The sequence below is a fragment of the Geodermatophilus sp. SMS 5-13 genome, from assembly GCF_059428245.1.
This window is the reverse complement of the sequence record NZ_CP165729.1, coordinates 2540126-2564814: the sequence shown is the minus strand read 5'-3', so window position 1 is coordinate 2564814 and position 24689 is coordinate 2540126. Positions and strand designations below refer to the sequence as shown.

Sequence of the window (24689 nt, the reverse complement as noted above, 5' to 3'; positions counted from 1 at the left end):
CCGTCATGTCCGCACTCCCCCGCTTCGGGGCCGGCCTCTGGCACTTCGCCAGCTACGTCGACCGCTACGCCGTCGACGGCTACGCCCCGCCCGTGACCACGCTGGAGGCCATCGAGCGCGCCGGCTCGGTCGGCGAGCTGTCCGTCGTCGACCTCAACTACCCCTTCACCGACGGCGTGGGCCTCGACGAGGTCAAGGACGCCCTGAAGGCGGCCGGCCTGCAGGCCATCGGCATCACGCCGGAGATCTACCTGCGCCGGTGGGGCAAGGGCGCCTTCACCAACCCCGACCCGGACGCGCGCAAGGCCGCGCTGGACCTCATGCACGAGGCCGCCGGCGTGGTGCGGGACCTCGGCGCGGACTACGTCAAGATCTGGCCCGGCCAGGACGGCTGGGACTACCCCTTCCAGGTCGACCACCGCGAGCTGTGGAAGCTCGCCGTCGACGGCATGCGCGACCTGGCCGGCGCGCACCCCGACCTGCGCTTCGCCATCGAGTACAAGCCGCGCGAGCCGCGGGTGAAGATGACCTGGGACTCCGCCGCCCGGAGCATCCTGGGCATCCAGCAGATCGGGCTGGACAACGTCGGCGTCCTGCTCGACTTCGGGCACGCCCTCTACGGCGGGGAGTCGCCGGCCGACTCGGCCCAGCTGCTCATCGACCACGGCCTGCTGTACGGCATGGACGTCAACGACAACCTGCGCGGCTGGGACGACGACCTGGTCGTCGGCACCGTGCACCTCACCGAGATCTTCGAGTTCTTCTACACGCTCCGGAAGAACAACTGGGACGGCGTGTGGCAGCTCGACCAGTTCCCGTTCCGCGAGGACTCCGTCGAGGCCGCCCGCCTGTCCATCCGGTTCCTCAAGGCGCTGCACCGCGCCCTCGACCAGCTCGACGTCGCGGCCCTGCAGGAGGCCCAGAGCCGCCAGGACGCGATGGGCGCCCAGCGGATCGTCCAGGACGCCCTGCTCAGCTGCATGGCGGGGGACCGGTGAGCACCGACCTGCAGAACCTCGACGCGATCGACCTGGTCGAGGAGGACAACGTCCCGGACGTCCACGACTCCGGGGTCGACCTGCCGGTCGTCGGCCGGATCGGCCGCGACGCCCCGCGCGAGGAGGTGGTCGCCCACCTCGCCGAGGCCGCGCGGCTGGTCCGCCGGCAGGACATCCGGATGGTGCAGGCCGCCGGGCTCGGCCACATCGGCGGCGAGTTCTCGGTCATCGACGTGCTGGTGACCCTCTACCTGCACGTCCTGGAGATCGACCCCGACCGGGTCGACGACCCCGAGCGCGACCGCTTCATCCTCTCCAAGGGGCACGCGGCGGCGGCGCTCTACAGCACGCTGGCCGCGGCGGGGTTCCTCCCGGTCGAGTCGCTGAAGACCTTCATGCAGCCGGAGTCCCAGCTCAACGGGCACCCCGCCCGCACCAAGATCGACGCCGTCGAGGCGAACACCGGCCCGCTCGGGCACGGCCTGCCGATCGCGGTCGGCACCGCGCTGGCCGGCAAGCTCGACGGCTCCAGCCGCCGGACCTTCGTCGTCCTCGGTGACGGCGAGATGCAGGAGGGCTCCAACTGGGAGGCCCTGATGACCGGGGCCCACCACGGGCTGTCGAACCTGGTGGCGATCGTCGACCGCAACCGGCTGCAGCAGGGTGCCCGGGTCGACGACACCAACAGCCTCGAGCCGCTGGCCGACAAGCTGCGCGCCTTCGGCTGGGAGGTCGTCGAGGTCGACGGGCACGACCACGGCGCCCTGGTCGACACCTTCGCCCGCGTCCCCGCCGCCTCCGGCAAGCCCACGGCCGTCATCGCCCACACGGTGAAGGGCCACCCGATCTCGTTCATGTCCGACGACGTCGCCTGGCACCACAAGGTGCCCTCGGCCGAGCAGCTGGCGACCGCCCTCTCCGAGCTGGAGGCACGATGACCACGCAGGCGACGGAGGCGGTCCGGCAGGACCGCCACGACTGCCGCGACGCGTTCGCCGAGGCCCTGATCGGCCTCGCCGAGGCCGACCCGCGCATCGTCGCGGTCGTCAACGACTCGGTGGGCTCCAGCAAGCTGGGCGGCTTCCGTTCCAAGTTCCCCGACCGGCTGATCAACGTGGGCATCGCCGAGCAGGACATGGTCGGCGTCGCCGCCGGCCTGGCCAACGGCGGCAAGATCCCGTTCGTCTCCGCGGCCTCGTGCTTCCTCACCGCACGGGCGATGGAGCAGATCAAGGTCGACGCCGCCTACTCCCGCCACCACATCGTCCTGTGCGGGCAGAGCCCGGGCATGGCCTACGGGGAGCTGGGCCCGACCCACCACTCCATCGAGGACCACGCCTGGATGCGCACCATCCCGGACCTCACCGTCCTCGTGCCCGCCGACCCGGTCGAGACCGCCGAGGCGGTGCGCTGGGCGGCGCAGCACGACGGCCCGGTGTTCATCCGGGTCAGCCGCATGGGCGTGCCCGCGGTGAACGACCCGGACTACCGGTTCACCCCCGGCCGCGCCGTCCCCCTGCGTGACGGCTCCGACGTCACGGTCCTGGCCACCGGGACGACGGTCGGGCGGGCGCTCGACGCCGCGGACCTGCTGGCGGCCGAGGGGATCTCGGCCCGGGTGCTGTCGGTGCCCTCCCTCAAGCCGTTCGACGAGGACGCCGTCGTCGCCGCCGCCCGCGAGACCGGACGGCTGGTCACCGTGGAGGAGGCGCTGCCCACCGGCGGCCTCGGCGGCGCGGTCGCGGAGACCGTCGTGCGGCACCACCCGGTGCCGGTCCGGTTCGTGGGGGTCGACCGGTTCGCCCCGACCGGCTCCGTGGAGTGGCTGTTCGAGCACTTCGGCATCTCCGCGACCGGGATCGCCGCCGTCGCGCGCGAGCTGGTCGCGAGCTGAGTCTCTCCGCGCGGCCGAGCCTCAGCCGAGGCCGGCCGCGCGGAGCAGGTCCGCGACCGGCCGCGCCGGCTCCCCCGACGTCCGGTCGCGGCGCAGCCGGAGGATCCCGGGGGTCAGCCGGGGCGTGACGGTGAACGTCGTCTCGTCGGTGACGCCGAGGCGTGCCACCGTCATGCGCCACGGGTCGATCACCGCCACCTCGTAGCGGCCCTCGGCCACCGTGACGGTGACCGCCCGTGTCGGTCATCGCGAACCGGGCGCGCCCGGTGAGCGGCAGCGGCCGGGACGGCGTCGCGGGCCCGAAGTTGCCCAGGTTCCAGTCCGGCAGCTCGCGCGGCACCGGGAAGTACACGAGGTACTCCTCCCCCGGCTTGGCCAGGCTCATCGGGACGAAGGCGTCGCCGGCACAGGTGAGGACGTCCTCCGCCGGGCTCATCTCCCGGTACGGAGCCGACTCGACGACCTCCCGCAGGAACGCGAGCCTCGGCACGGCGTCACCCACGAACCGCGGCTCGTCGGCGCCCGAGAAGCTCTCCCCGTGGGAGGCGTAGCCGCCGGCGAACGTCGCCGCCCAGTGCATCTCGACCATCTCCGGGCCGCTGAAGCTTCCCCACGTGAAGCCGTTGTTGCCCTCGTAGCCGTACTCGTCGACGACGACCGGCTTGCCGATCGCGCGGGCGTCCAGCGGGAGCTCGGCGAGGTTCCGGGGCCCGCCCGCCGAGCGCTGCAGGAGCACGTCCTGCAGGTTGACGTGGGTGATCCACGGCTGCCGGTTGTCGAAGAAGCCGAGGATGCTGTGGTGGTTGCTGAGCAGGTGCCCGTAGGGGTCGCCGTCGGCGACGGCGCGGGCGAGCGCCGGCCAGTCCTTCTGCTCCCGGAACAGGTCGAACTCGTTGGCCAGCGTCCACCACACGTTGACGGGTTGCGCTCCCCGAAGTCGCCGCGGGCGAAGAAGTCGAAGTAGGGCTGGAAGAAGATCAGGTCGGCCTCGACGCCGAGCGCCTGCAGCTGCCCGAGCCCCTCCTCCACCGCCCGGAAGAACGCGGGGTCCGGCCGCGCGTAGTCCAGGCCGTCGGTCGTGCGCTCGAAAGGGCCGGCGGACGGTCCCGGACGCATCAGTCCGCCGTGGAGCATGAACCGGGCCTTGGTGAACGGTGACCCGGTCAGCTTCGCCACGGTGCGGGTGAGCTCCTCGGGCCCGCCGGCCAGCCCGAAGTAGAGCGTCGTCCCCAGCAGGAAGTACGGCGTGCCGTCCGCGTGGGCGAAGTGCCGCTCCCCGGAGACGCGGACCGGCCCGTGGGAGCCGGGCCGGGCGGCGGAGACCTCGAGGGACCCGGTGTGGCCGGCCAGCTCGCCGTCGGCCGAGGCCGTCGTGAACGTCCAGGTGCCCACCTCGTCGGGCATCAGCCGGACGCCCCAGATCCGGCCGCCGTCGTGGAAGCCGAGCGCGCGCACCTCGCGCCCCGACGGGGACCGGAAGGTGCCGACGACGTCGACGTCCCGGAACGGGTTGCCGTACTCGGTCCCCGACGAGAGCACCAGCTCGCCGATGCCCCACAGCGGGGCGGACGGCGCCGCCTGCAGCAGCACGCCCGTCCGCCCGCTCAGGCCAGGAGACGGCCCAGGTCACCCGCCAGGTCGAGGGCGCGCGGGTCCGCGCCGCCGGGCCACGGCGAGCGGGCCACGGTGTAGGCGAAGGCCACGCCGGTGTCGGGGTCGACGCAGGCCAGGGCGCCGAGCGCGCCGTCGTGGCCGAACGCGCGGGGTCCGCCGAACCGCATCTCCGGCGTGGGCTTCTGGAAGACGATCGAGTGGGCCCGGTGCGCCATGCCGAGCACCTCGTCGTAACCGCGCACCTGCTGCTGCCCGACGATCCCGACCGTGTCGTCGTCGAGGAACGGCTTGCCGCCCTCGAGACCGGTCACCGCGGCCGCCATCATCCGGGCGAGCCCGCGGGCCGAGCCGGTCCCGGAGCCCGCAGGGTGCCCGAACCGCCAGCTCACCTCGTCGTTGGCGAGGTCCACGCGCGGGCCGGGCGTGTTCATGACGACGGGGCCGAGCGCCGACGCCGGCGCCGGTCGCACGACGCCGACCGGCGCGACCATCGGCAGGACGTCCGCCCGCCGCGACTCCTGGCCGGCGGGCAGGCCCAGGTAGAAGTCGAGGTCGTACGGCGCCCGGATCTCGCCGTCGAAGAACTCGTGGAGCGTCTGACCGGTGATGCGGTGGACGAGCTCGGAGGCGAGGTTCCCGATCGTGATGGCGTGATAGCCGAAGGCGGTACCCGGCCGCCAGAACGGGCGCGTGTCGGCCAGCCGCGCGGCGGCCTCGTGGTGGTCGAACAGCTCGTCCCAGGTGAGCGCCGGCTCGGCCTGCGGCAGCCCGGCCTGGTGCGACAGCAGCATGCGCACCGTGACGTCCTGCTTGTCCTTGGCCGCGAACTCGGGCCAGTACTCGCACACCGGCCGGTCCAGCTCCAGCTGCCCCCGCTGGATCAGCAGCGCGGCGGAGAGCCCGATCGTGTTCTTGGTGACCGAGTAGGGCACGAGGACCGAGTCCCCGGACAGGTGCGGCCCACCCCAGACGTCGAGGACGGGCTCCCCGTGCTGGTAGGCGACCGCCTGGAACGAGTAGTCGGGATCGTTCGACAGGAACTGCTCGAAGCGCTCCACGACCTCCTCGAGGCGGCCGTCGGCACGGCCGTTGAGTGCTCCGGTGAGTTCGCGCATCTTCTGTCTCCTCGTTGCCGGCGGTGGCTCCGCGGAACATATCACCGCGAGAGTGAATATCTATTCAGGCGTCAGTCGAGGTCCTCGTCGGTGTCGCCGAACATCCGGGCGACGAGCGCGCGCTTCTCCGGCGTCCAGGGGACGTCGGGGGCGTGCCAGGAGACGGGGGTCGCGCCGGTGGCCTCCGCCAGCCGGCTCTCCAGATCGTCGGCGAGGTGGGCGCGGCCGGTCTCCCGCAGGTGCTGGGCGTAGGCGACGGGATCGTTGTAGTAGGTCGGGCCCACCTGCAGCGTCGTCTGCATGGGGTCGGGCAGCGCACCGGGCCGCCCGGCGTAGGTGTGCAGCCACTCGGCCAGGTGGCTGCGCATCCGCGCGGCGAGCTCCGGCTGCTCGTCGACGAGGTTGTCGGTCAGGTGCGGGTCGTTCGTGACGTCGTAGAGCTGTTCCCAGTCGACCTTCATGCACCCGGGGTGGTACGTGCGGATGTACATGTGGTCCCGGGTGCGCACCGCGCGCTGGTAGGTGTGCGCGCCCTGGCCGAGGACGAGGTACTCGCGCGACCCGATGTCCTCCCCGCGGAGCGCGCCGGCGAACGAGGCGCCCTGCCAGCCACGCGGGACCGGGATGCCGAGCAGGTCGCACAGGGTCGGCGCGAGGTCGATGTGGTACAGCAGGCTGTCGTTGTGCCGCGCCTCGTCGGGCAGGTCGTCGGTCACGCCGGGCCAGTAGACGACCAGCGGCACCCGCTGCACCGGTTCGTTGGCGTGCCCGTGCTCGGCGTACGAGCCGTTCTCGCCGAAGGACTCCCCGTGGTCGGCGCTGACGAGGATCGCCGTCTCCTCGGCGATGCCGCACTCCCGGAGGGTGTCCAGCAGCTCACCGAAGAGCTGGTCCCAGTACATGATCGTGCCGTCGAAGCCGTTGATCAGCTGCTCGAAGTCCTCCCGGCCGCGGATCCGGTCCGGTGCGTTGTACGGCGTCGGCGACCTCCGCGGCGCGAAGGCGTAGTGCAGGTCCTGGGCGCTGCGCGGGCCGTAGACCTCCTGGTGCCCGTCGATGGCGGCCTGGTCCGGCCACGCCGGCGGCGGCCCGGAGGCGGCGGCCTTGTCGGTCCAGCCCGGCTCGGTCAGGTAGGGAGTGTGCGGCTCCCAGTAGGTCAGGTGCAGGTACCAGTCGTCCTCCTGCGCGTGCCGGCGGATCCAGTCCAGGCCGACGCGGTTGATGTCCCGGCCGTCCTCGTCGTTGAGCTCGTTGGTGGCCCGGATCGACTCCTGGAAGTTGCCGAGGAAGTAGTAGGCCCGGTGCCGTTCGGCGAACATCGAGACCGCGGCGGTGTAGTAGCCGTGCTGCCCGAGTCGCTGACCGAGCAGCGGGCGATCCGGGTGCGGCGCGTGGCCGGCGTCCAGCCGGTAGCGCGCGGCCTCGCCGAAGTGCCCGATGACGCCGTTGGTGATGCCGAACTGGCCGCTGGTCAGCGCCGTCCGCGACGGCAGGCAGGGCGAGTCCGAGCAGTAGTAGCGGTCGAAGGTGACGCCCTTGTCGGCGATCGACCGGAGGTTGGGCGTGGTCGGCCGCGAGTAGCCGTACGGGGTCGTGTGGTCGGCCCGCAGGGTGTCGACGTCGACGTAGATGATGCGCATGGCGGTTCCTCCCGGAGTGGGTCAGGCGGGGTCGCGGGCGCAGCGGAAGCCGAGGTTGCCGCCGGCGCTGGTGACGTCGTTGCGGGACCGGGCGGCGACCCGGTAGCGGTTGCAGTAGGACTCGTGGCAGAGGTACGACCCGCCGCGCATCACCTTGCCCGGGCCCGATGCGGGGCCGGCCGGATCCCGGACCTCGCCGGCGGGGTGCTCGGTCCCCCACCAGTCGGCGCACCACTCCCACACGTTGCCGGCCATGTCGAACAGCCCGAAGTCGTTCGGCGGGAACGCGTCGACCGGCGCGGTGCCGGCCCAGCCGTCCTCCGTCGTGTTCTTGACCGGGAAGCGGCCCTGCCAGATGTTGGCCATGTGCCGCCCGCCCGGGGTGAGCTCGTCGCCCCACGGGTAGCGCCGCTGGTCGTGCCCGCCCCGGGCGGCGTACTCCCACTCCGCCTCGGTGGGCAGCCGTTTGCCGGCCCAGGCCGCGCAGGCGACGGCGTCGTTCCAGGAGACGTGGACGACGGGGTGGTCGCCGCGGCCGTCGAGGACGCTGCCGGGCCCCTCCGGCCGCCGCCAGTCCGCCCCGGTCACCGCGGCCCACCAGGGCGTGACGTCCGGCCGCGGGGAGACCTTGCGCAGCTCCGCCCGCAGGAAGCCGACGAACACGTAGGACCAGCCGAAGCGCTCCGCCTCGGTGACGTACCCGGTGTCGGCGACGAAGCGCGCGAACTCGTCGTTGCGGACGGCGCACCGGTCGATCAGGAACGGCGAGAGCTCCACCGTGCGGATGGGCCCCTCGCCGTCGGAGGGGAACCCGGTGGCGTCGTCGGTGCCCATCCGGAAGCGGCCGCCGGGCAGGCGCACCATCCCCGTGCCACCGGCGGTCGCCGGCCGCGTGATCGGGGCCGGCGCCGACCCGGGGCCACCAGCGGCCGCCCGGGCCGGCGTGCAGCAGGCCGTCATGACGGACTCCTCTCCGCTCAGTGCAGCACCACGTCGTCGGACACCACGAACGCGACGGCCAGCAGCGCGATCACCACCCCGCTGGCGGCCAGGGCGGCGATGGGCAGGCCGCCCTGGACGAGATCCCCCAGGTCGCCGCGCCTGGTGAGCGACCGGTGGACGGCCCGATACCGCCGTCCGGACGAGACGGCGACGACACCGGCCTGGAGCAGACCCACAGCCCCCAGCACAACCGCGAGCAGGCCGAGGACGGGGCCGGCCAGACGGGCGGCGCCGATGGCACCCACCGCCATCGCGAGCGCGGTCCGCCGCCAGGCGAGCGCGGTCCGCTCGGCCTGCAACCCGCTGTCGAACACGCGGGCGGGGTCGTCGGTCACCGCAGCAGCAGACCGAGGACGAGCAGCGCGCCGGCCGCGACGGCGCCGGCGGCGAGCACGGGCGCCAGGCGGGGCGCGGGGAGAGGCCGCGAGCGGCGCAGCGCCCGTTCGGTCGCGGACCAGCCCAGCCATGCCTGCACGGGCGCCATCAGGCCCAGCCCGATCAGCACCAGTGCGCAGGCGAGGCGCAGGCCGGGCGCGATCGGGACGTCCAGGGCCTCGAGCGCGACGCCCGCCGCGGAGAGTGCCAGCGAGGTGCGCATCCACGCCAGGAACGTCCGCTCGTTGGCCAGGCTGAACCGGGGGTCGGGCTCCTCTCCCACGCCGTACACGCGCCGCGGGAACCGCCGGTCCGGCCCGTCGACGTCCGCCGTCCTCACCTCCTGTCGCCAGGGCCGATCAGGCCGGCAGCGCGACGCCGAAGCCGCGCACGGCCAGGCGGAGCAGCACCGGCCCGGGCCGCAGCAGGTCGGCGATCCGGGCGGCGCTGAGCGCCTCGAGCTCGGCCACCCGCCGCCGGTGCTCGGCCTCGCCGGCGAGGCGGGCCCGGTGCAGGACGGCGGTGTTGGCCCACACCTTGCGGCGGGCCTCCCGCAGGAACAGCCGGGTCGCGGTGCGGTTGAGCGGGCCCAGCACGTGGTCGACGAGCGTGCGGGGGTCGCCGGCCCGCTGCAGCTCGACGTCCTCGGCGGCGACGCGGGAGGCCAGCACGGCGTCGATCCGCTCGTGGTCGCGCTCCCTGAGGGCGAGGGCGGCCGGGTCGGCGAACTCCTCGTCGGGGATGACCCGGACCAGCGACCGCGGCAGGTCGAAGTTGATGTGCGCGTTCACCCCGAGCAGCACGTGCCCCTCCGGCCGCAGCCCCGGGTCGGCGCCGAAGGCCCGCCGCCACGGCTCCGGCGCGGTGGCCGGGTCGCGGCGGTAGGCCTCCAGCGCGTCGAGGTAGAGGCCGGCGAAGTCGACGTCCCACCGCTCCAGCCACGCGGGGTCCTCGAACAGCGCGTCGTCCAGCGCGGCCCGGACCGCCCGGGTGATCCGCAGGTAGGTGCCGAGGAAGAACCGGCCCGGATCGCCGTCGGCCTCGAGCTCGGCCTGCAGCGCCGCCATCCGCGCGATGAGCCGGTCGACCTCTCCGCCCACGCGTCCTCCCTCGTCAGATGAGCGCGTCGAGGCCGTCGTCGGTGAGCAGCGCGGGCACCGACTCGATCGGCGGGCGGTGCGGCTGGTCCAGCCCGCGCATCCGGGCGGCGTGCAGGGCCAGCAGCAGGTTCAGCCGCAGCGTCGGGTCGGAGGTGAACGGCCCGAGCAGCCGCTCGAGCTTGCCGATCCGGTAGCGCATCGTGTTGTAGTGGAAGTGCAGCCGGCGGGCCGACTCAGCGACGTTGAGGTTGGTCTCCAGCAGCACGCGCAGCGTCTCGCGCAGGTCGGCGGAGTCCGGGTCGCTGCTGTCGGCCAGCGGGCCGAGCACCTCGTCGACGTAGGAACGCAGCTCGGTGCTGTCGGGGATCAGCGACAGCAGCCGGAAGACGCCGAGCTGGTCGAAGTGCGTGACCGCCGCCGTACCGTGGATCTCCTGCCCGACCGACAGCGCCCGCTGCGCCTGCTGGTAGGCGTCGCCCAGGCCGCCGATGGTGGCCGCCGGGCGGCCGATGCCGGTGCCGAGCACACGCCCCACCCGCCGCAGCCGCGCGTTCACCCGCGAGGTCACCGCCGACACCAGCGAGGAGACGTCCTCCGGGCTGCGCCCGTCGAGCGGCAGCACGGTGACGATCTCGGTGGAGAGGCCGGCGACGGCGGCGCCGGCGACCTCGCCCTCCAGGGCGGCCCGCCAGCCGTCGGCCAGCCGGTCGAGCACGTCGAGGGCGCGGGTGGGGTCGGCGGCGGGGTCGGCGACGGTCTCGGTCGCCGAGACGAGGACGACGACCGGGCCGTCGAGCCGCCAGCCGAACGAGCGGGTCTGGGCCAGCGCCCGCTCGGTGTGCCGCAGCGAGCCACCGACGAGGCGGCGGACCAGGTCGCCCTGGAACCGCAGCTCCACCGAGTGCACGGCCTGCTGGCGGATCACCGACAGCGCGCTGACCATCGCCGCGCGCTCGAGGACACCGCCGGAGCCGACCAGCAGCGGGCCGGTCCGGTTGACCGCCACCAGCCACCCGTGCCGCTGGTCGCCGGCCATGATCGGGGCGACGGCGTACTCCCCCACCCCGCCGGGCAGCTCGTGGTGGCCCGGCACGAGCAGGATGCCGTCGGCCGGCGAGAGGTCGGCGTCGGCGAGCACGTCGGCGGGGGTGACCACGCTCTGGTCGGCGCGGACGGCGGAGACCCGGCGCGCGGGGGCCAGCTCGGCGAGCGCGTCGTCCGCGGCGGCGTCGAGCAGCCACAGCCAGTCGCTGATCTCGGCGACGTCCTCCGGGGGCCCGGCGCTGGTGACGATCTCGCGGTCGGGCCCGAGCCCGAGGACGGCGGCGCCCGCCAGGAACGAGGCGAGCTGCTCGGTGACCTCCTCCAGCCCGCCGCCGGAGAGCGCGACGTCGATGAACTGGTTCTGCATCCGCGAGGACAGCTCGAGCGCCTCGCTCTGCTTGGCCACCACGGCGCCGAGGACCTCGGAGAGGACCTCGTCCATGCGCGCACCGGACGGCAGCGCCAGCACGGGAAAACCGCGGCGGTCGGCCTCGGCCAGCACCTCGCCGGGCACCGGCGCGGGTCCCTCGGCGCGGCGGAACGCCAGCCCGGCCGTGCCCATGGAGACCAGGCGCTCCACCAGCGCCCGGCAGTTGGCCGGGTCGGCCGGGGGCAGCCGCGCCCCGAGGACGACGAGCACGTCGGGACCGGCGACGGCGAGCGGGTCGGAGGGGTCGTCGACCACCATGTGCCGGACCGCGCGCTCGAGGCCGCCGGCGCCGGCGACGACGGCGGTGCCCGCGAGCCCGGGCAGCCGAAGCGCCTCGTCGAGGGTCAGCCCCATGCGCTCGTGCCAGCTGCTGCGCGACTCGAACGGCTGTGAGAATGTGGCTCGCCCACCGCTCCCGCCGCGACGGAACGGAGTCGCAGAACTACGTTGCGTGGTGGCCGCGAGTGAGCCATCACCCTGCGTCACGACTTGTCCCCCTTCGGTTGCCGTCCAGAGTGCCACACTCCTCGCTGCTGTCAGGTGTGCCTGGACGCCGTCCCTCATTCTTGGCGATATCCGCCATATAAGGGCGTGCGACGCGCCGCATAGGTTCGAGACCCGGTTCGTCTCAGCCCGCTGGATGGTAGGCCGTCACCCGAGGTGGTGATCGCCGGGCCCTCCGTCAGGCGGGGGTGGGCCGGGGCGGGGGGTCACCAGCACCGGCGCCCCGCCGACGCCTCCGCTGAAGGGCCGCCGCCATGCGCACCATCGACGACATCCCAGGCCCGGGTGGCCACCGCGCGCAGACGGAGGCGTCGCACCGCGAACGCGCCGCCCGCGCCGGGCTCCCGCTGATCCCCCTCCCCCGCGAGTCCGCCCAGGCCGCCGCCCGGACCGCTCCCCCCGCCCGCGCCGCCACCGCCGTCCCCGCGTCGGCCAGCACCGGCGTCGCCGAGCTGCTGCGCGGGCCGGTGCGCCCCGCGCGGGTGCTCATGAGCCTGCCCGCCGCGGTGTACCTGCAGGTCGCCACCGAGCGCGGCTCCGACGTGGTCGGCGTCCTCACCAGCGACGCCGCCCGGCTGCCGCTCGGCTGCGTGCTCTTCCGCCCCAGCAACGGCCGGCCGCTGGTGGCCCTGCCCACCGGGGCGCCCGCGGAGGTCGGCGGCGGGCGGATCGTCGTCGGCGACCTCGCGGTGAGCGCGGCGGCCTGGTGGGACCCGCGGCCGCGGCTGCCGCACCCGCGGCCGGCGCTGCTGCCCGAGGGCGTGCGCCAGCTGCGCAACGCGCTCTACGGCGAGGGCGTCCCGCACAGCGCGTTCACCCTGCCCGGCCTGCCGACCGGTCCCGGCGGCCCGCTCGCGGCGCTGCGCGGCGCGGTGCGCCGGGCGGACCTCGACGCGGCGCTGCGGACGGCGGCCCGGCTGATCGGCCTCGGCCCCGGCCTCACCCCGGCCGGCGACGACGTCATGGCCGGCACGATGGCCGGGCTGGTGCTGCTCGGCCACCCCGCCGCGGAGCGCTTCGCCGCGGGCGTCTACTCGCTGGCCGGCGGCCGCACCACGGAGCTCTCGCGGGCGCTGCTGCGGCACGCGGCCGCGGGGCGGGTCAGTGGCGAGTACGCCGCCGTCCTGCACGGCCTGGTCGGCGAGCGGCCGCTGGCCCCCGCGATCGCCGGCCTGCTGGCCACCGGCTCCACCAGTGGCCGGGCCATGGCGCTCGGCCTGTGCACCGCGATCGACCTCGTGGACCGCACCGCGCGCGTCCGCTGACCGCTCGGCGACGAGGCCCCCTGCCCGATGCGGGCGGGGGGCCTCGTCGCGTTGCGGGGGGCGCCGCCCTCGCGGTGTGGTCGCCACCCGCGCCGAGGGCCGCCGCGTCGGGGAGGTCGCCCGCGACGGCGCCGCCGCAGACGAGGGCCCAGCGCTGGGCCGGCGCCCCGTCGCCGCGGTCGAGCTCCACCGCGAGCTCGTCGAGGAGCACCGGCTGGTCCGCCCGCGGCTGCCCGGTCGCGCCCGGCGTGCCCGGCACACCCGGCGAGGAGCAGCGCCGCCAGCACCAGCAACGGGCGGACGAGGTGCCCTAGATGCGGGAGGCGTGGATCCGCGTCACGAGGATGGCGCGCGCCCCGAGCTCCCACAGGTCGTCCATCACCCGGTTGGTCTCGGTCTGCAGCACCATGGCGCGCACCGCCGACCACCCCGGCGTCTGCAGGGGGCTGACCGTGGGGCCCTCGAGCCCGGGGGTGATCGCGGTCGCCTTCTCCAGCAGCTCGTTCGGGCAGTCGTAGTCGAGCATCACGTACTGCCGGGCGACCAGGACGCCGCGCAGCCGCCGGCGCAGCTGGGCCACGGCCGGGATCTCCTCGGCACCCTGCCGGCGGACCAGGATCGCCTCGCTGGTCAGCACCGCGTCGCCGACGGTCTGCAGGCCGGCCGCGCGCAGCGTCGTCCCGGTCTCGACGACGTCGCACACGGCGTCGGCGACGCCGAGGCGGCAGGCGGTCTCCACGGCACCGTCGAGCTTGACGACGGCGGCCTTGATGCCGGCGTCGGCGAGGTAGCGCTGCAGCAGCACCGGGTAGGCGGTGGCGATCCGCTTGCCGGCGAGCTGCTCGATCCCCTCGATGCCCGACTCCACCGGCGCGGCGAACCGGAACGACGAGCGGCCGAAGCCCAGCGACATGACCTCGACCGCGGACGGCCCCTCGCCGTCCGGCGGCGCGGTCTCCAGCAGCATGTCGCGGCCGGTGATGCCCACGTCGAGGGTGCCGGAGGCGACGTAGACGGCGATGTCGCGCGGCCGCAGGTAGAAGAACTCGGTGTCGCTGTCGGGGTCGTAGACGGCGAGGTCCTTGGTGCTGCGCCGCTGCCGGTAGCCGCTCTCGGCGAGCATCTCGGCCGCGGGCTCGCTCAGGACGCCCTTGTTGGGCACGGCGATGCGCAGCACTGCGGGAGCTCCTGTCCGACCGGGGTGACTACAGGTGAGCGTAGACGTCGTCGAGCGTCAGACCCCGCGCCAGCATGAGCACCTGCACCCGATAGAGGAGCTGGCTGATCTCCTCCGCCGTCCGCTCGGGGGACTCGTGCTCGGCGGCCATCCACGACTCGGCCGCCTCCTCCACGACCTTCTTGCCCGCGGCGTGCACGCCGTCGCGGACGGCGGTCACGGTGCCCGAGGCGGGGTCGGCGGCGGCGACCTTGCCGGCCAGCTCGGCGAACAGCTCGTCGAAGGTCTTCACGCGCGGCCGCCCGCGGCGGGCGTGATGCGGAAGCCGGTCGGCCGCTGCGGGGCGCGCAGGTCGCGGAGCACGAGCGCGGTCTGCAGCGCGGCGATGGTGGCCTCCCAGCCCTTGTCCTCCACCGAGCCGGGCAGCCCCGCCCGGTCCCGGGCCTGCTGCTCGTCGTCGGTCGTGAGGACGCCGTTGCCGACCGGCTTGCCGGCGTCCAGCGCCACGCGGGTCAGGCCCGCGGTGACCGAGTCGCAGACGTACTCGAAGTGCGGCGTGCCGCCCCGGACGACGACGCCCAGCGCCACGACGGCGTCGTGCCGCTCGCACAGCGCCTGGGCGACCACCGGCAGCTCGATCGCGCCCGGCACCCGGACGACGGTCGGCTCGTCCACGCCGGACTCCTTCGCCGCGGCGATCGCCCGCTCGAGCAGCGCGGCGGTGAGCTCGGCGTGCCAGGTCGTCGCGACGATGCCGAGGGTCAGCCCGGTCGCGTCGACCGCCGCCGCCTCCGGCGCGCCCTGACCACTCACAGCTGCTCCTGCGCGGGGGTGTCGGCGGGACCGGCCTCGGTCTCCGGCTCGATGATGTCGAGCAGGTGGCCCATCCGGTCCCGCTTGGTGCGCAGGTAGGCCAGGTTCTCGGCGGTCACGTGGCTGGGCAGCGGCACCCGGCCGACGATCTTCAGCCCGTAGCCCTCCAGGCCCGCGCGCTTGGCCGGGTTGTTGGTGAGCAGCCGCATGGTGTGCACGCCGAGATCCACCAGGATCTGCGCGCCGGTGCCGTAGTCGCGGGCGTCGGCGGGCAGGCCGAGGTCGAGGTTGGCGTCGACGGTGTCCACGCCGGCGTCCTGCAGCTGGTAGGCCTGCAGCTTGTGCAGCAGGCCGATCCCCCGGCCCTCGTGCCCCCGGATGTAGAGGACGACGCCGCGGCCCTCCTGCGCGACCGCCTCGAGCGCCGCCTGCAGCTGCGGCCCGCAGTCGCAGCGCAGCGAGCCGAACACGTCGCCGGTGAGGCACTCGGAGTGCACGCGCACCAGCACGTCCTCGCCGTCCCCGATGTCGCCGATCACGAACGCGACGTGCTCGCGGTTGTCGTACGAGCTGGCGTAGCCCACCGCCGTGAAGGTGCCCGGGGCGAGCGGCACGCTCGCCTCGGCGACCCGCGTGACCAGCTTGTCGAACCGCTTGCGGTAGGCGATCAGGTCGGCGATCGAGATCAGGCACAGGTCGTGCTCGTCGGCGAACACCCGCAGCTCGTCCCCGCGGGCCATGCCGGTCGGGTTCTTCTCGCTGACCATCTCGCAGAGCACCCCGGCCGGCCGCAGCCCGGCGAGCACCGCGAGGTCGACCGCGGCCTCGGTGTGCCCGGGCCGGCGCAGCACGCCGCCGTCCTTGGCCCGCAGCGGCACGATGTGGCCGGGCCGGGTGAGGTCCGCCGGGGAGGTCGTCGGGTCGGCGAGCAGCCGGATGGTGTGCGCCCGGTCGGCGGCGGAGATGCCCGTGCTCACGCCCTCGCGGGCGTCGACGGTGACCGTGTAGGCCGTGCCGCGGCGGTCCTGGTTGACCCGGAACATCGGCGGCAGGTCCAGCCGGTCGGCGTCGCCCTCGGTCACCGGGACGCAGATGTAGCCGGAGGTGTAGCGGACCATGAACGCCACCAGCTCGGGGGTCGCGAGCTCGGCGGCGAAGATCAGGTCGCCCTCGTTCTCACGGTCCTCGTCGTCGATGACGACGACCGCCCGGCCGTCCTTGATGGCGGCGATGGCGTCCTCGATCGAGTCCAGGCGGAGGGAATCGGTCACCGCCGTGCCTCCAGGAGTCGTTCCACGTACTTGGCGATCACGTCGACCTCCAGGTTGACCGGGTCACCCGGGGCGCGGACGCCCAGCGTGGTCTCCCGGAGGGTGGTGGGGATGAGGCTGACCTCGAACCACGGCTCGGGGTCGGCTGCCGCGCTGACCGCGCTGACGGTGAGGGAGACGCCGTCGACGGTGATCGAGCCCTTCTCGACGACGTAGCGGGCCAGCTGCGGCGGCAGGGCGAGCCGGACGACCTCCCAGTGCTCACCGGGCGTGCGGTCGAGCACGCGGCCGACGCCGTCGACGTGGCCCTGCACGAGGTGGCCGCCGAGCCGGGTGTGCGCGGTGACCGCCCGCTCCAGGTTGACCGGGTCGCCGGCGGCGAGGGCGCCGAGGCTGCTGCGCGCGAGCGTCTCGGCCATGACGTCGGTGCCCCAGATCGACTGACCCGGCTCGGGGCCGTCGTCGGGGCGGACGTCGGTGACCGTCAGGCACACGCCGTTGACCGCGATGGAGTCGCCCAGGGCGACGCCGTCGAGGACCGTGCACGCCCGGATCAGCAGCCGCGCGGCGTCCGACTGGTCTTCGCGGACCAGCAGGGTGCCGACCTCCTCGACGATGCCGGTGAACACCTCAGGACCTCCCGTTCGTACGCCGTGCGCCACCCTCAGTGTGCCGGGTCGGGCGCAGCCGTAGCTGCACGTCCCCGCCCAGCCGGGTGACGTCCACGAGCTCCAGGGACAGCGCGCCGGCGATCGTCGCGATTCCCAGGTCTCCCACCAACGAGGGACCGGCGCCCAGCAGCTTCGGCGCGAGGTGCACCACGACCTCGTCCACCACGCCGTCGCGGAGGAAGGACGCGGCCAGCGTGGGGCCGCCCTCCAGCAGCACCCGGCGGACGCCGCGCCCGAACAACTCGGCGAGCAGCTCGCGCGGCGCCGCCGCGGCGCTGACCAGGGTCGGCGCGGCGTCGTCGAGGACCCGCGCGGTGGCCGGCAGCCGGCCGCCGCGGTCCACGACCACCCGCAGCGGCTGGCGGACGGCGTCGCGGCCCTCGGCGTCGCGCACGGTCAGCTGCGGGTCGTCGGCCAGCGCCGTCCCCACCCCGACGACGACGGCGTCGCAGCCGGCCCGCAGCCGGTGCACCGCGGCCCGGGCCTCCGGCCCGGTGATCCACCGGCTGGTGCCGTCGGCCGCGGCCACCCGGCCGTCGAGCGTCGCGCCGACCTTCCACACCACCCGGGGGCGCTGCTCGTGGACGCCGGTCAGCCACGAGGCCAGCGCGCCGTCGGCCGCCTCGGCCTCCTCGAACCCGAGGACCACGTCGACGCCGGCCTCCCGCAACCGCGAGGCGCCGCCCACGGCGAGCTCGGTCGGCTCGGGGACGGCGACGACGACGCGGGCGATCCCGGCCGCGATCAGGGCGTCCGCGCACGGACCGGTGCGGCCGGTGTGCGCGCACGGCTCCAGCGTGACGACGGCGGTGCCGCCGCGGGCGCGCTCCCCGGCCTGCTCCAGCGCGCGGACCTCGGCGTGCGGGCCGCCCGGCGGGGCGGTGCCCCCCTCCCCGGCCACCGTGCCGTCGGCGGCGAGGACCACCGCGCCGACCGGCGGGTTGGGGCTGGTCGAGCCGAGGACGGCCGCGCCGAGCTCGCGGGCGCGCGCCATGGCGGACCGCTCGGCCGGCGAGACGTCCACCGTCAGCCGCGCGCGGCGGCGTCGGCCTGCGCGCGCAGCGCGGCGATGGCCTTGCCCGGGTCGTCGGCGCCGAAGACCGCGGTGCCGGCCACGAAGACGTCGGCGCCGGCCTCGGCGGCCTGCTCGATGGTGTCGGGGTTGATGCCGCCGTCGACCTCGACGAACAGCGACAGGTGCCCGGTCTCCACCAGCTCGCGGGCCCGGCGGACCTTGGGCAGCACCTCGGCGATGAACTCCTGGCCGCCGAAGCCCGGCTCGACGGTCATCACCAGCAGGGTGTCGAACTCTCCGAGCGCGTCGAGGTAGTCCTCGAGCGGGGTGCCCGGCTTGATCGCGAGGCCGGCCAGCGCGCCGGCCGCCCGCAGGTCGCGGGCGACGGCGCGGGGATCGCCGGTGCACGCCTCGGCGTGCACGGTGACGTTGCGGGCGCCGAGCTCGGCGTAGCGCGGCGCCCAGCGCTCGGGCGCCTCGATCATCAGGTGGCAGTCCAGCGGGACCGGGCTGACCCGCGCGATCGCCTCCACCACGGGCGGCCCCAGGGTGAGGTTGGGGACGAAGTGGGCGTCCATCACGTCGACGTGCAGCCAGTCGGCGTCGGCGACCCGCTGGGCCTCGTCGGCGATGCGGGCGAAGTCGGCCGCGAGCAGGCTCGGGGCGATCAGCGGTGCGCGGGACACGTCTGCCGAGTCTAGGTGGCCGGTGATCACCGCTTCCCGGGCGGCGGGCCGGGTGCCCCACTAGCCTGCGCCTCATGGCGAACCGGCAGCTCACGGGGGCCGTGCTGACCCCTGATGACCTGCACGCGGCCGCCCACTGGGCGGTCCGCCGCTTCGCCGTCCTCCCGAGGAGGGATGGGAGCGGCCGGCACCCGAGTGGACGCCGCACCGCACGCTGGACCACCTGGTCGACGTGATGGAGCTCTACTCGGCCTACGTCACCACCCGGGCGGCCGGGCAGCTGGCGCCGCCGCGGGACGGCGATCCCGGCGCCTCCCGGGCCGAGCTGCTCGCCCAGCTGACGCTCGGCGCGGAGAAGCTGGCCGCCCTGCTGGCCGCCCTGGCCGACGGCGAGCGGGCCTTCCACCCCTCCGGGGTCGCCGACCGCGCCGGCTGGGTCGGCATGGCGTGCACCGAGCTGCTCGTGCACACGCGGGAGGCGACCGGCCCGGACCCGGACGACGCCGCCCTGGACCCCCTCGCGGGCCGCGTGGTCGACCGCGTGCTGCCCTGGGCGCCGCCCGGCGACGGGTGGGGCCGGCTGCTCCAGGCCACCGGGCGCGCGCCGCTCGGCGACGTCCCGCCGGCGGACGCCGACTGGTGGTGGCAGAGCGCGCCGCTGGACGAGTGGGACGGCCGGCCCCGCCGCCGCGGCAGCCCGCCCCCGTGGTGAGCCGGTCTACGCCGGCCGGCTGGCGGGCGCGGCGATCAGCTGGGACCCCTCCTTGTCGCGGACGAGGAACCAGGCGACGTCCTCGGCGGGGATGTCGATCCAGCCCGACCAGTGGTAGGGCCCCCGGTAGGTCACCTGCCACGGCTCGTCCGCGGCGAAGTGGTTGCCCGCCTCGTCGACCGCGAGCAGCTCGCACCACTGCCCGAGCTGCACACCCTCGAGCTCGATCCTGACCTTGGTGCCGCCGTTGTCGGCGGGCAGGTAGGAGGCGGTCAGGTGCAGGCCGTTCTCCGTGGCCTCCGCGACCATGGGGTCCGGGGTCAGCAGGGCGACGACGCCGGTCGTCACCGCACCGACGACGAGCAGCGCCGCGGCGGCGACCGCGACCCACCACCGTGTGCTCCGCCGCCGCCGCGGCGCGGCCGGCACGGGCTCGGTGGCCTTGCGGCGGAACCGCTCGTAGGCCAGTTCGCTGGGCACCGGCGCCACCGGTTCCTCGCCCGGCGTCGGCACCACGGCCAGCAGCCGCGGCAGGCCCTCCAGCTCGCGCAGGGTCTCGGCGCACGCGGGGCACTCGTGCACGTGCTGAGCCATCCGCAGCTGCTCGTCGGGCTCCAGCGCGTCGAGGACGTAGGCACCGACCGAGATCTCCTGATCACATCTCACGTCGCCACCCCCCTCTCCTCGAGCGCGAGCCGCAACGCGCGCAGCCCGTAGAACACCCGGGACTTCACCGTGCCGACGGGGATGCCCAGCACGGTAGCCGCCTCGCTGACGGTGCGTCCGGCGTAGTAGGTGTGCAGCAGTGCCTCGCGATGCGCGGGTGCGAGCGAGGCGAGGGCGTCGGCGACCAGCCAGCGCTCCAGCGCCTCGTCGATCCCGTCGTCGGTCATGAGGTCGGCCAGGCCCTCGTCGCCGACCTCGCTCGGCCGGGCCTGGCGCGCCCGGTAGTGGTCGATCGCGACCCGCCGCGCCACGGTCAGCAGCCACGGCCGGACCGGACCACGCTCGGGGTCGAGCACCTCGGGATGCCGCCAGGCCTGCAGCAGCGTCTCCTGGACCACGTCCTCGGCTCGGCCGCGGTCCCCGCCGGTCAGCCGCAGGACGAAGGCGAGCAGCGGACCCGCGTGCTCGTCCCACAGCCGGCGGAGGACTTCTTCGTCGTCGGCCTCCGCCCCGATCCGGCTCACAGAGCCCACGATCACGCTCGGCGCCCGCGCTGTCGAGACCTTCCGAACTCGTAGGCGAAGTAGCCGGCGAGCACGAGGAAGCCGGCCGACTCCACGATGATCGTCGGGACGACGTACTGGGCCTGGATCGACTCGTGGAAGCCGAACAGCCCGGTGGTCAGGCTGAGCACCAGCCCGCCCAGCGTGCCGATCTCCAGCAGCCCGGCCAGCAGGGCCACCCAGGGCAGCCAGCGGGCCGGCGCGAGGAGCACCGCGAGCGCCGCGAGCCCGGCCAGCACGACGTTGACCAGGAACAGCGGGCCGATCCAGGCGATGTCGCGGTACCCGTCGAGCCACAGGTCCAGGTGGAGCCAGCCGGTGATCACGAGGAGCGCCGCCCCGACGACGCGCACGAACAGGGTCAGAATTCGCGGGGCCGTCGGGGCGGCAGTCCGTTCGAGGAGGGAGGCGGGCCGCATGGCTAGGCCGCCGCGCCTGGGGTTCGTGCGGGCATCCGGTGCCTCCCGTCGATGGCGATCCATCCCGGTTCACGGGCGCTGGACGCCGATCGGTTCACAGGAGACGGGCGCGTCGCGCCGGTCAGCGGGTGCGGCGCAGCAGGGCCATGAACATCGCGTCGGTGCCGTGCCGGTGCGGCCACAGCTGGGCTGCGTCCCCGCGGGCGATCCCGGGGACCTCGGGGAACAGCGGCGCCACCGGCAGCACCTCGACGTCGTCCCGGCCGGCGGCCGCGTCGACCACCTCGACGGTCTCGGCGGTGTGCGGGGAGCAGGTCACGTAGGCGACCACCCCGCCGGGCCGGACCGAGCGCAGGGCGCCGGCCAGCAGCTCGGCCTGCAGCCCGGCCAGCGGGGGGACGTCGTCCGGCGTCCGCCGCCAGCGCACCTCCGGCCGCCGGCGCAGCGCACCGAGGCCGGTGCACGGCGCGTCCAGCAACACCCGGTCGAACGCGGCCTCGGACCACGGCGGGGTCCGGCCGTCGGCCACCAGCACCTCGACGTCCTCGCTGCCGTCGAGGGCCCGGCGGACCAGCTCGGCCCGGTGCGGGGCGCGGTCGGCGGCGGTGAGCCGCACGCCGGCGGGGCGGACCGCCGCCAGCAGCCCGGCCTTGCCGCCGGGCCCGGCGCACATGTCCAGCCAGGCGGTCTCCGGGCCGTCCAGCGGCGCCCGGGCCAGGGCGAGCGCCGCCAGCTGGCTGCCCTCGTCCTGGACGGCGGCGGCGCCCTCGCGGACGGCGGGCACCCGGCCCGGGTCGCCGCCGTGCAGCCGGACGGCGTACGGCGACCACGGCCCCGGCTCGCCGCCGGACTGCCGGACCAGCTCGTCGCGGTCGATCCGCCGGGCGGCCAGGTGCACCTCGGGGGCGGCGTCGTCGGCGAGCAGCGCCGCCTCGAGCTCGACGTCGTCCCCCAGGGCGTCCCGCCAGGCCTGCACGATCCAGACCGGGTGGTCGGTGGCCAGCGCGAGCCGCTCGTCGCCGGTGGCGCCGAGCATGGCCAGCCACTGCGCGCGGTCGCCGCCCGCGGCCACCTTGCGCAGCACCGCGTTGACCAGGCCGGAGGCGCCCGCGCCGACGATGGCGCGGGTCAGGTCGACGGTGGTCGCGACCGCCGCGTGGGCGGGCACGCGCAGGTCCAGCAGCTGGTAGGTGCCGAGGCGGAGCAGGTCGAGCACCCGCGGGTCGAGGTCGGCCAGCGGCCGGTCGACCAGCCGGGCGAGCACCGCGTCGAGGGTGCCCCGGGCGCGCAGCGCGCCGTAGGTGAGCTGGGTGGTGAACGCGGCGTCCCGGGGCTCCAGCTCGCGCTCGCGCAGCAGCTGCGGCAGCAGGAGGTTGGCGTAGGCGTCGCGGGAGGTGACGCCGTCCAGGACGTCGTAGGCGGTCAGCCGGGCGCCGTCGAGCTGCGGGCGCGGCGCGGGCCGCCGTCCCGGCCGGGGGCCCCGCCGGGGTCGTCGGGGGCCGGTCACTCCCCGGCCTTCTCCCCCGGCGCCGGGCGGGCGCCGCGGGCCCAGTCGGCGGCGGGCAGCATCCGCTTGCCGGCCGGCTGCACCTGGCCGAGCCGGACGGCGCCGCGGCCGGTGCCGACGAGCACCTGCTTGCCGACCGCGAGCTCGCCCGGCTCCAGGGCCGGGGCGTCGGCGACGAGCTCGACCGGGCCGACCCGCAGCCGCTCGCCGCGCCACGTCGTCCACGCGCCCGGCGCCGGGGTGACCCCGCGGATGCGCCGGTCGACGACGTGCGCCGGCAGCGCCCAGTCGACCCGGGCGTCGGCGACCTCGATCCGCGGCGCCAGGCTGATCCCGTCGGCGGGCTGCGGGCGCGGCTCGAGCGTGCCGGCCTCGATGCCGTCGAGCGTGGCGACCAGCAGCCGCGCGCCGCTGCCGGCGAGGCGGGTCAGCAGGTCGCCCGCGGTGTCGCGGGGGCCGATCGTCTCGGTGAGGGTGCCGTACACCGGCCCCGTGTCGAGCCCCTTCTCGATCCGGAAGGTCGAGGCGCCGGTGACCTCGTCACCGGCCATGAGCGCGTGCTGCACCGGGGCGGCGCCGCGCCAGGCCGGCAGCAGCGAGAAGTGCAGGTTGACCCAGCCGTGCCGCGGGATCTCCAGCGCCGCGACCGGGACGAGCGCGCCGTAGGCGACGACCGGCACGCAGTCGACGGCGAGCTCGGCGAGCCGCGCGAGGAACTCCGGCTCCCGCGGGGAGCGCGGCTGCAGCACGGGGAGCCCGGCGGCGTCGGCCCGCTCCGCGACCGGCGACCGGTGCATCCTCCGGCCGCGGCCGGACGCGGCGTCCGGCCGGGTGAGGACGGCGGCCACCTCGTGCCCGGAGGCGAGCAGCGCCTCCAGCGAGGGGACGGCGGGCTCCGGGGTGCCCGCGAACAGCAGTCTCAGTGCGGGCTCACCTTCACGACCGGCGCCGGCACCGGCTCGCCGGCCGGCAGGTAGGCCTGCTCGCCGGCCCACTCGGCGTCGCGGAGGACGGCGAGCGCGGCCTCCCGGGCCGCGGCGTCCAGGCGGTCGACGAACAGCACGCCGTCGAGGTGGTCGACCTCGTGCTGCACCGCGCGGGCGAGCATGTGCGAGCCCTCGATCCGCACCGGGTCGCCGTGCATGTTCCAGCCGGTGGCGGCGACGTGGAGGTGCCGGCGGCAGTCGAAGCGGAACCCGGGGATGGACAGGCAGCCCTCCTCGGCCTCGTCCATCTCCTCCCCGACCGGCGTCACGTCCGGGTTGACCAGGTGCCCGACCTCGCCGTCGACGTACCAGGTGAACACCCGCAGGCCCACGCCGATCTGCGGGGCGGCCAGCCCGGCGCCGCCGGCGGCGTGCATGGTGTGGGTCAGGTCGGTGACCAGCTGCCGCAGCTCGCGGTCGAAGTCGACGACCGGGGCGGCAGGGGTGCGGAGGACGGGATCGCCCATCAGGCGGATCGGGGTGACGCTCACGCCGACCAGGGTAGGTGGCGGGCTCAGGGGGCCAGTGCGGCAGTCACGGCCGCGTCGACGTGCAGCCTCGTCGTCGGGAACACCGGGACGTCGACGTCGTCCTCGCCGAGGAGCAGTTCGATCTCGGTGCAGCCGAGGACGACGCCCTCGGCGCCGCGGGCCACCAGCCTCTGCACGACGGCCCGGTAGGCGGCGCGGGACTCGTCGCGGACGAGGCCGAGGCAGAGCTCCTCGTAGATGATCCGGTGCACCTCGGCGCGGTCGGCGGGCTCGGGGACCAGCACGTCGAGCCCGTGCGCGGCCAGCCGGTCGGCCATGAACGCCTGCTCCATCGTGAACGCCGTCCCGAGCAGCCCGATCCGGCCCAGCCCGGCCGTGCGGACCGCGGCGGCGGTCACGTCCCCGATGTGCAGCAGCGGCACCCCGAGGACGGCGGTGAGCGCGTCGGCGACCCGGTGCATGGTGTTGGTGCAGAGCAGGACGAGGTCGGCGCCGGCTGCCTCCAGCGCCTTCGCGTCGGCGGCCAGCAGCTCCCCGGCGCGGGCCCAGTCGCCGGCGACCTGCAGCCGCTCGATCCCCGCGAAGTCGACCGACAGGAGCACACAGTGTGCCGAGTGCAGGCCGCCGAGCCGCTCCCGGACGGTCTCGTTGAGCAGCCGGTAGTACAGGGCGCTGCTCTCCCAGCTCATCCCGCCGAGCAGCCCGATGGTCCGCATCCGGCCATCCTGGCG

28 protein-coding genes and 1 pseudogene are annotated in these 24689 nt (G+C 75.1%); 6 read left to right on the top strand and 23 right to left on the bottom strand.

Annotation, left to right across the window (positions count from 1 at the left end; genetic code table 11):
- Nucleotides 1-5: 5 nt before the first annotated feature.
- From AB3388_RS12590 to AB3388_RS12580, 3 genes are read left to right on the top strand one after another with little or no spacing between them, the layout of a single operon-like run.
- Nucleotides 6-998, top strand: a complete 993-nt coding sequence (locus tag AB3388_RS12590) for a sugar phosphate isomerase/epimerase family protein (protein ID WP_495411107.1) — start codon at nt 6-8, stop codon at nt 996-998.
- On the top strand, nt 995-1936 hold the full coding sequence (locus AB3388_RS12585) for a transketolase (protein WP_495411106.1): 942 nt from the start codon (nt 995-997) through the stop codon (nt 1934-1936). The genes AB3388_RS12590 and AB3388_RS12585 overlap by 4 nt, the downstream gene beginning before the upstream one ends.
- Nucleotides 1933-2892: a transketolase family protein gene (locus AB3388_RS12580; RefSeq protein WP_495411105.1), complete on the top strand. Its 960-nt coding sequence runs from the start codon at nt 1933-1935 to the stop codon at nt 2890-2892. The genes AB3388_RS12585 and AB3388_RS12580 overlap by 4 nt, the downstream gene beginning before the upstream one ends.
- 21 nt (nt 2893-2913) lie before the next feature.
- On the opposite strand, the gene AB3388_RS12575 is transcribed toward AB3388_RS12580, so the two are convergent.
- Nucleotides 2914-3111 carry a hypothetical protein gene (locus AB3388_RS12575; RefSeq protein WP_495411104.1) on the bottom strand — a complete coding sequence of 66 codons (198 nt, stop codon included), beginning with the start codon at nt 3109-3111 and terminating at the stop codon, nt 2914-2916.
- Nucleotides 3112-3430: 319 nt separating this feature from the next.
- Here AB3388_RS12575 and AB3388_RS12570 point away from each other — a divergent pair, with 319 nt between their 5' ends.
- Nucleotides 3431-3856, top strand: coding sequence for a hypothetical protein (locus AB3388_RS12570; RefSeq protein ID WP_495411494.1), 426 nt, complete (start codon nt 3431-3433; stop codon nt 3854-3856).
- A gap of 410 nt (nt 3857-4266) precedes the next feature.
- On the opposite strand, the pseudogene AB3388_RS12565 reads toward AB3388_RS12570, so the two are convergent.
- From AB3388_RS12565 to AB3388_RS12530, 8 genes and pseudogenes are all read right to left on the bottom strand, one after another.
- A pseudogene (locus tag AB3388_RS12565) lies at nt 4267-4482 on the bottom strand (DUF5060 domain-containing protein); the annotation flags it as partial.
- 14 nt (nt 4483-4496) lie between these two features.
- A complete protein-coding gene (locus AB3388_RS12560; RefSeq protein ID WP_495411103.1) occupies nt 4497-5621 on the bottom strand; it encodes a serine hydrolase domain-containing protein in 1125 nt (374 codons plus the stop codon).
- Nucleotides 5622-5692: 71 nt separating this feature from the next.
- The gene (locus AB3388_RS12555; protein WP_495411102.1) at nt 5693-7261 is read right to left on the bottom strand and encodes a sulfatase family protein; all 1569 of its coding nucleotides are present in this window, start codon (nt 7259-7261) and stop codon (nt 5693-5695) included.
- A gap of 21 nt (nt 7262-7282) precedes the next feature.
- Nucleotides 7283-8221 carry a formylglycine-generating enzyme family protein gene (locus tag AB3388_RS12550; RefSeq protein ID WP_495411101.1) on the bottom strand — a complete coding sequence of 313 codons (939 nt, stop codon included), beginning with the start codon at nt 8219-8221 and terminating at the stop codon, nt 7283-7285.
- A gap of 17 nt (nt 8222-8238) precedes the next feature.
- Nucleotides 8239-8598 (bottom strand): DUF202 domain-containing protein, encoded by a 360-nt coding sequence (locus AB3388_RS12545; RefSeq protein ID WP_495411100.1) that lies wholly within the window; start codon nt 8596-8598, stop codon nt 8239-8241.
- Complete coding sequence (locus tag AB3388_RS12540) at nt 8595-8978, bottom strand: YidH family protein (protein WP_495411099.1); 384 nt, start codon at nt 8976-8978, stop codon at nt 8595-8597. Before AB3388_RS12540 ends, AB3388_RS12545 begins: the two co-directional genes overlap by 4 nt.
- Nucleotides 8979-8997: 19 nt before the next feature.
- Complete coding sequence (locus tag AB3388_RS12535) at nt 8998-9738, bottom strand: DUF5995 family protein (RefSeq protein ID WP_495411098.1); 741 nt, start codon at nt 9736-9738, stop codon at nt 8998-9000.
- A 13-nt stretch (nt 9739-9751) separates the two neighbouring features.
- Nucleotides 9752-11566: a PucR family transcriptional regulator gene (locus tag AB3388_RS12530; protein ID WP_495411097.1), complete on the bottom strand. Its 1815-nt coding sequence runs from the start codon at nt 11564-11566 to the stop codon at nt 9752-9754.
- 404 nt (nt 11567-11970) lie between these two features.
- Between AB3388_RS12530 and AB3388_RS12525 the strand changes: the two genes are divergently transcribed.
- Nucleotides 11971-12981 (top strand): oxamate carbamoyltransferase subunit AllH family protein, encoded by a 1011-nt coding sequence (locus AB3388_RS12525; RefSeq protein ID WP_495411096.1) that lies wholly within the window; start codon nt 11971-11973, stop codon nt 12979-12981.
- Between the two features lie 310 nt (nt 12982-13291).
- Here the strand turns inward: AB3388_RS12525 and hisG are convergent, their stop codons facing one another.
- From hisG to rpe, 7 genes are read right to left on the bottom strand one after another with little or no spacing between them, the layout of a single operon-like run.
- A complete protein-coding gene (gene hisG / locus AB3388_RS12520) occupies nt 13292-14158 on the bottom strand; it encodes an ATP phosphoribosyltransferase (RefSeq protein ID WP_495411095.1) in 867 nt (288 codons plus the stop codon).
- Nucleotides 14159-14186: 28 nt separating this feature from the next.
- A complete protein-coding gene (locus AB3388_RS12515) occupies nt 14187-14450 on the bottom strand; it encodes a phosphoribosyl-ATP diphosphatase (protein WP_495411094.1) in 264 nt (87 codons plus the stop codon).
- A complete protein-coding gene (ribH, locus tag AB3388_RS12510) occupies nt 14447-14971 on the bottom strand; it encodes a 6,7-dimethyl-8-ribityllumazine synthase (RefSeq protein ID WP_495411093.1) in 525 nt (174 codons plus the stop codon). The genes AB3388_RS12515 and ribH overlap by 4 nt, the downstream gene beginning before the upstream one ends.
- Nucleotides 14968-16242 (bottom strand): bifunctional 3,4-dihydroxy-2-butanone-4-phosphate synthase/GTP cyclohydrolase II, encoded by a 1275-nt coding sequence (locus tag AB3388_RS12505; protein ID WP_495411092.1) that lies wholly within the window; start codon nt 16240-16242, stop codon nt 14968-14970. Before AB3388_RS12505 ends, ribH begins: the two co-directional genes overlap by 4 nt.
- Nucleotides 16239-16871, bottom strand: coding sequence for a riboflavin synthase (locus AB3388_RS12500; protein ID WP_495411091.1), 633 nt, complete (start codon nt 16869-16871; stop codon nt 16239-16241). The genes AB3388_RS12505 and AB3388_RS12500 overlap by 4 nt, the downstream gene beginning before the upstream one ends.
- Nucleotide 16872: 1 nt before the next feature.
- Entirely contained in the window at nt 16873-17937 is a 1065-nt protein-coding gene (gene ribD, locus AB3388_RS12495) for a bifunctional diaminohydroxyphosphoribosylaminopyrimidine deaminase/5-amino-6-(5-phosphoribosylamino)uracil reductase RibD (RefSeq protein ID WP_495411090.1), read from the bottom strand.
- 2 nt (nt 17938-17939) lie between these two features.
- Nucleotides 17940-18614 (bottom strand): ribulose-phosphate 3-epimerase, encoded by a 675-nt coding sequence (gene rpe, locus AB3388_RS12490; protein WP_495411089.1) that lies wholly within the window; start codon nt 18612-18614, stop codon nt 17940-17942.
- Nucleotides 18615-18750: 136 nt separating this feature from the next.
- On the opposite strand from rpe, the gene AB3388_RS12485 reads away from it, so the two are divergent.
- The gene (locus AB3388_RS12485) at nt 18751-19326 is read left to right on the top strand and encodes a DinB family protein (RefSeq protein ID WP_495411457.1); all 576 of its coding nucleotides are present in this window, start codon (nt 18751-18753) and stop codon (nt 19324-19326) included.
- A gap of 6 nt (nt 19327-19332) precedes the next feature.
- On the opposite strand, the gene AB3388_RS12480 is transcribed toward AB3388_RS12485, so the two are convergent.
- From AB3388_RS12480 to AB3388_RS12450, 7 genes are all read right to left on the bottom strand, one after another.
- Nucleotides 19333-19992 (bottom strand): anti-sigma factor family protein, encoded by a 660-nt coding sequence (locus AB3388_RS12480; protein WP_495411088.1) that lies wholly within the window; start codon nt 19990-19992, stop codon nt 19333-19335.
- On the bottom strand, nt 19989-20516 hold the full coding sequence (locus AB3388_RS12475; protein ID WP_495411087.1) for a sigma-70 family RNA polymerase sigma factor: 528 nt from the start codon (nt 20514-20516) through the stop codon (nt 19989-19991). The genes AB3388_RS12480 and AB3388_RS12475 overlap by 4 nt, the downstream gene beginning before the upstream one ends.
- A gap of 11 nt (nt 20517-20527) precedes the next feature.
- A complete protein-coding gene (locus tag AB3388_RS12470; RefSeq protein ID WP_495411086.1) occupies nt 20528-20908 on the bottom strand; it encodes a hypothetical protein in 381 nt (126 codons plus the stop codon).
- A gap of 187 nt (nt 20909-21095) precedes the next feature.
- A complete protein-coding gene (locus AB3388_RS12465; protein ID WP_495411085.1) occupies nt 21096-22481 on the bottom strand; it encodes an RsmB/NOP family class I SAM-dependent RNA methyltransferase in 1386 nt (461 codons plus the stop codon).
- Nucleotides 22478-23395 carry a methionyl-tRNA formyltransferase gene (gene fmt / locus AB3388_RS12460; RefSeq protein ID WP_495411456.1) on the bottom strand — a complete coding sequence of 306 codons (918 nt, stop codon included), beginning with the start codon at nt 23393-23395 and terminating at the stop codon, nt 22478-22480. Before fmt ends, AB3388_RS12465 begins: the two co-directional genes overlap by 4 nt.
- Before the next feature lie 5 nt (nt 23396-23400).
- Nucleotides 23401-23958 (bottom strand): peptide deformylase, encoded by a 558-nt coding sequence (gene def / locus AB3388_RS12455; RefSeq protein ID WP_495411084.1) that lies wholly within the window; start codon nt 23956-23958, stop codon nt 23401-23403.
- Nucleotides 23959-23981: 23 nt separating this feature from the next.
- Entirely contained in the window at nt 23982-24674 is a 693-nt protein-coding gene (locus tag AB3388_RS12450) for an aspartate/glutamate racemase family protein (RefSeq protein ID WP_495411083.1), read from the bottom strand.
- Nucleotides 24675-24689 lie beyond the last annotated feature (15 nt).

Excerpts from the sequence above, each read along its gene's own strand:
- AB3388_RS12530 (WP_495411097.1), bottom strand. The coding sequence starts at position 11,566 with ATGGGGCTGACCCTCGACGAGGCGCTTCGGCTGCCCGGGCTCGCGGGC.
- AB3388_RS12525 (WP_495411096.1), top strand. The coding sequence starts at position 11,971 with ATGCGCACCATCGACGACATCCCAGGCCCGGGTGGCCACCGCGCGCAG.
- AB3388_RS12450 (WP_495411083.1), bottom strand. The coding sequence starts at position 24,674 with ATGCGGACCATCGGGCTGCTCGGCGGGATGAGCTGGGAGAGCAGCGCC.
- AB3388_RS12555 (WP_495411102.1), bottom strand. The coding sequence starts at position 7,261 with ATGCGCATCATCTACGTCGACGTCGACACCCTGCGGGCCGACCACACG.
- AB3388_RS12590 (WP_495411107.1), top strand. The coding sequence starts at position 6 with ATGTCCGCACTCCCCCGCTTCGGGGCCGGCCTCTGGCACTTCGCCAGC.
- AB3388_RS12560 (WP_495411103.1), bottom strand. The coding sequence starts at position 5,621 with ATGCGCGAACTCACCGGAGCACTCAACGGCCGTGCCGACGGCCGCCTC.
- AB3388_RS12580 (WP_495411105.1), top strand. The coding sequence starts at position 1,933 with ATGACCACGCAGGCGACGGAGGCGGTCCGGCAGGACCGCCACGACTGC.
- AB3388_RS12550 (WP_495411101.1), bottom strand. The coding sequence starts at position 8,221 with ATGACGGCCTGCTGCACGCCGGCCCGGGCGGCCGCTGGTGGCCCCGGG.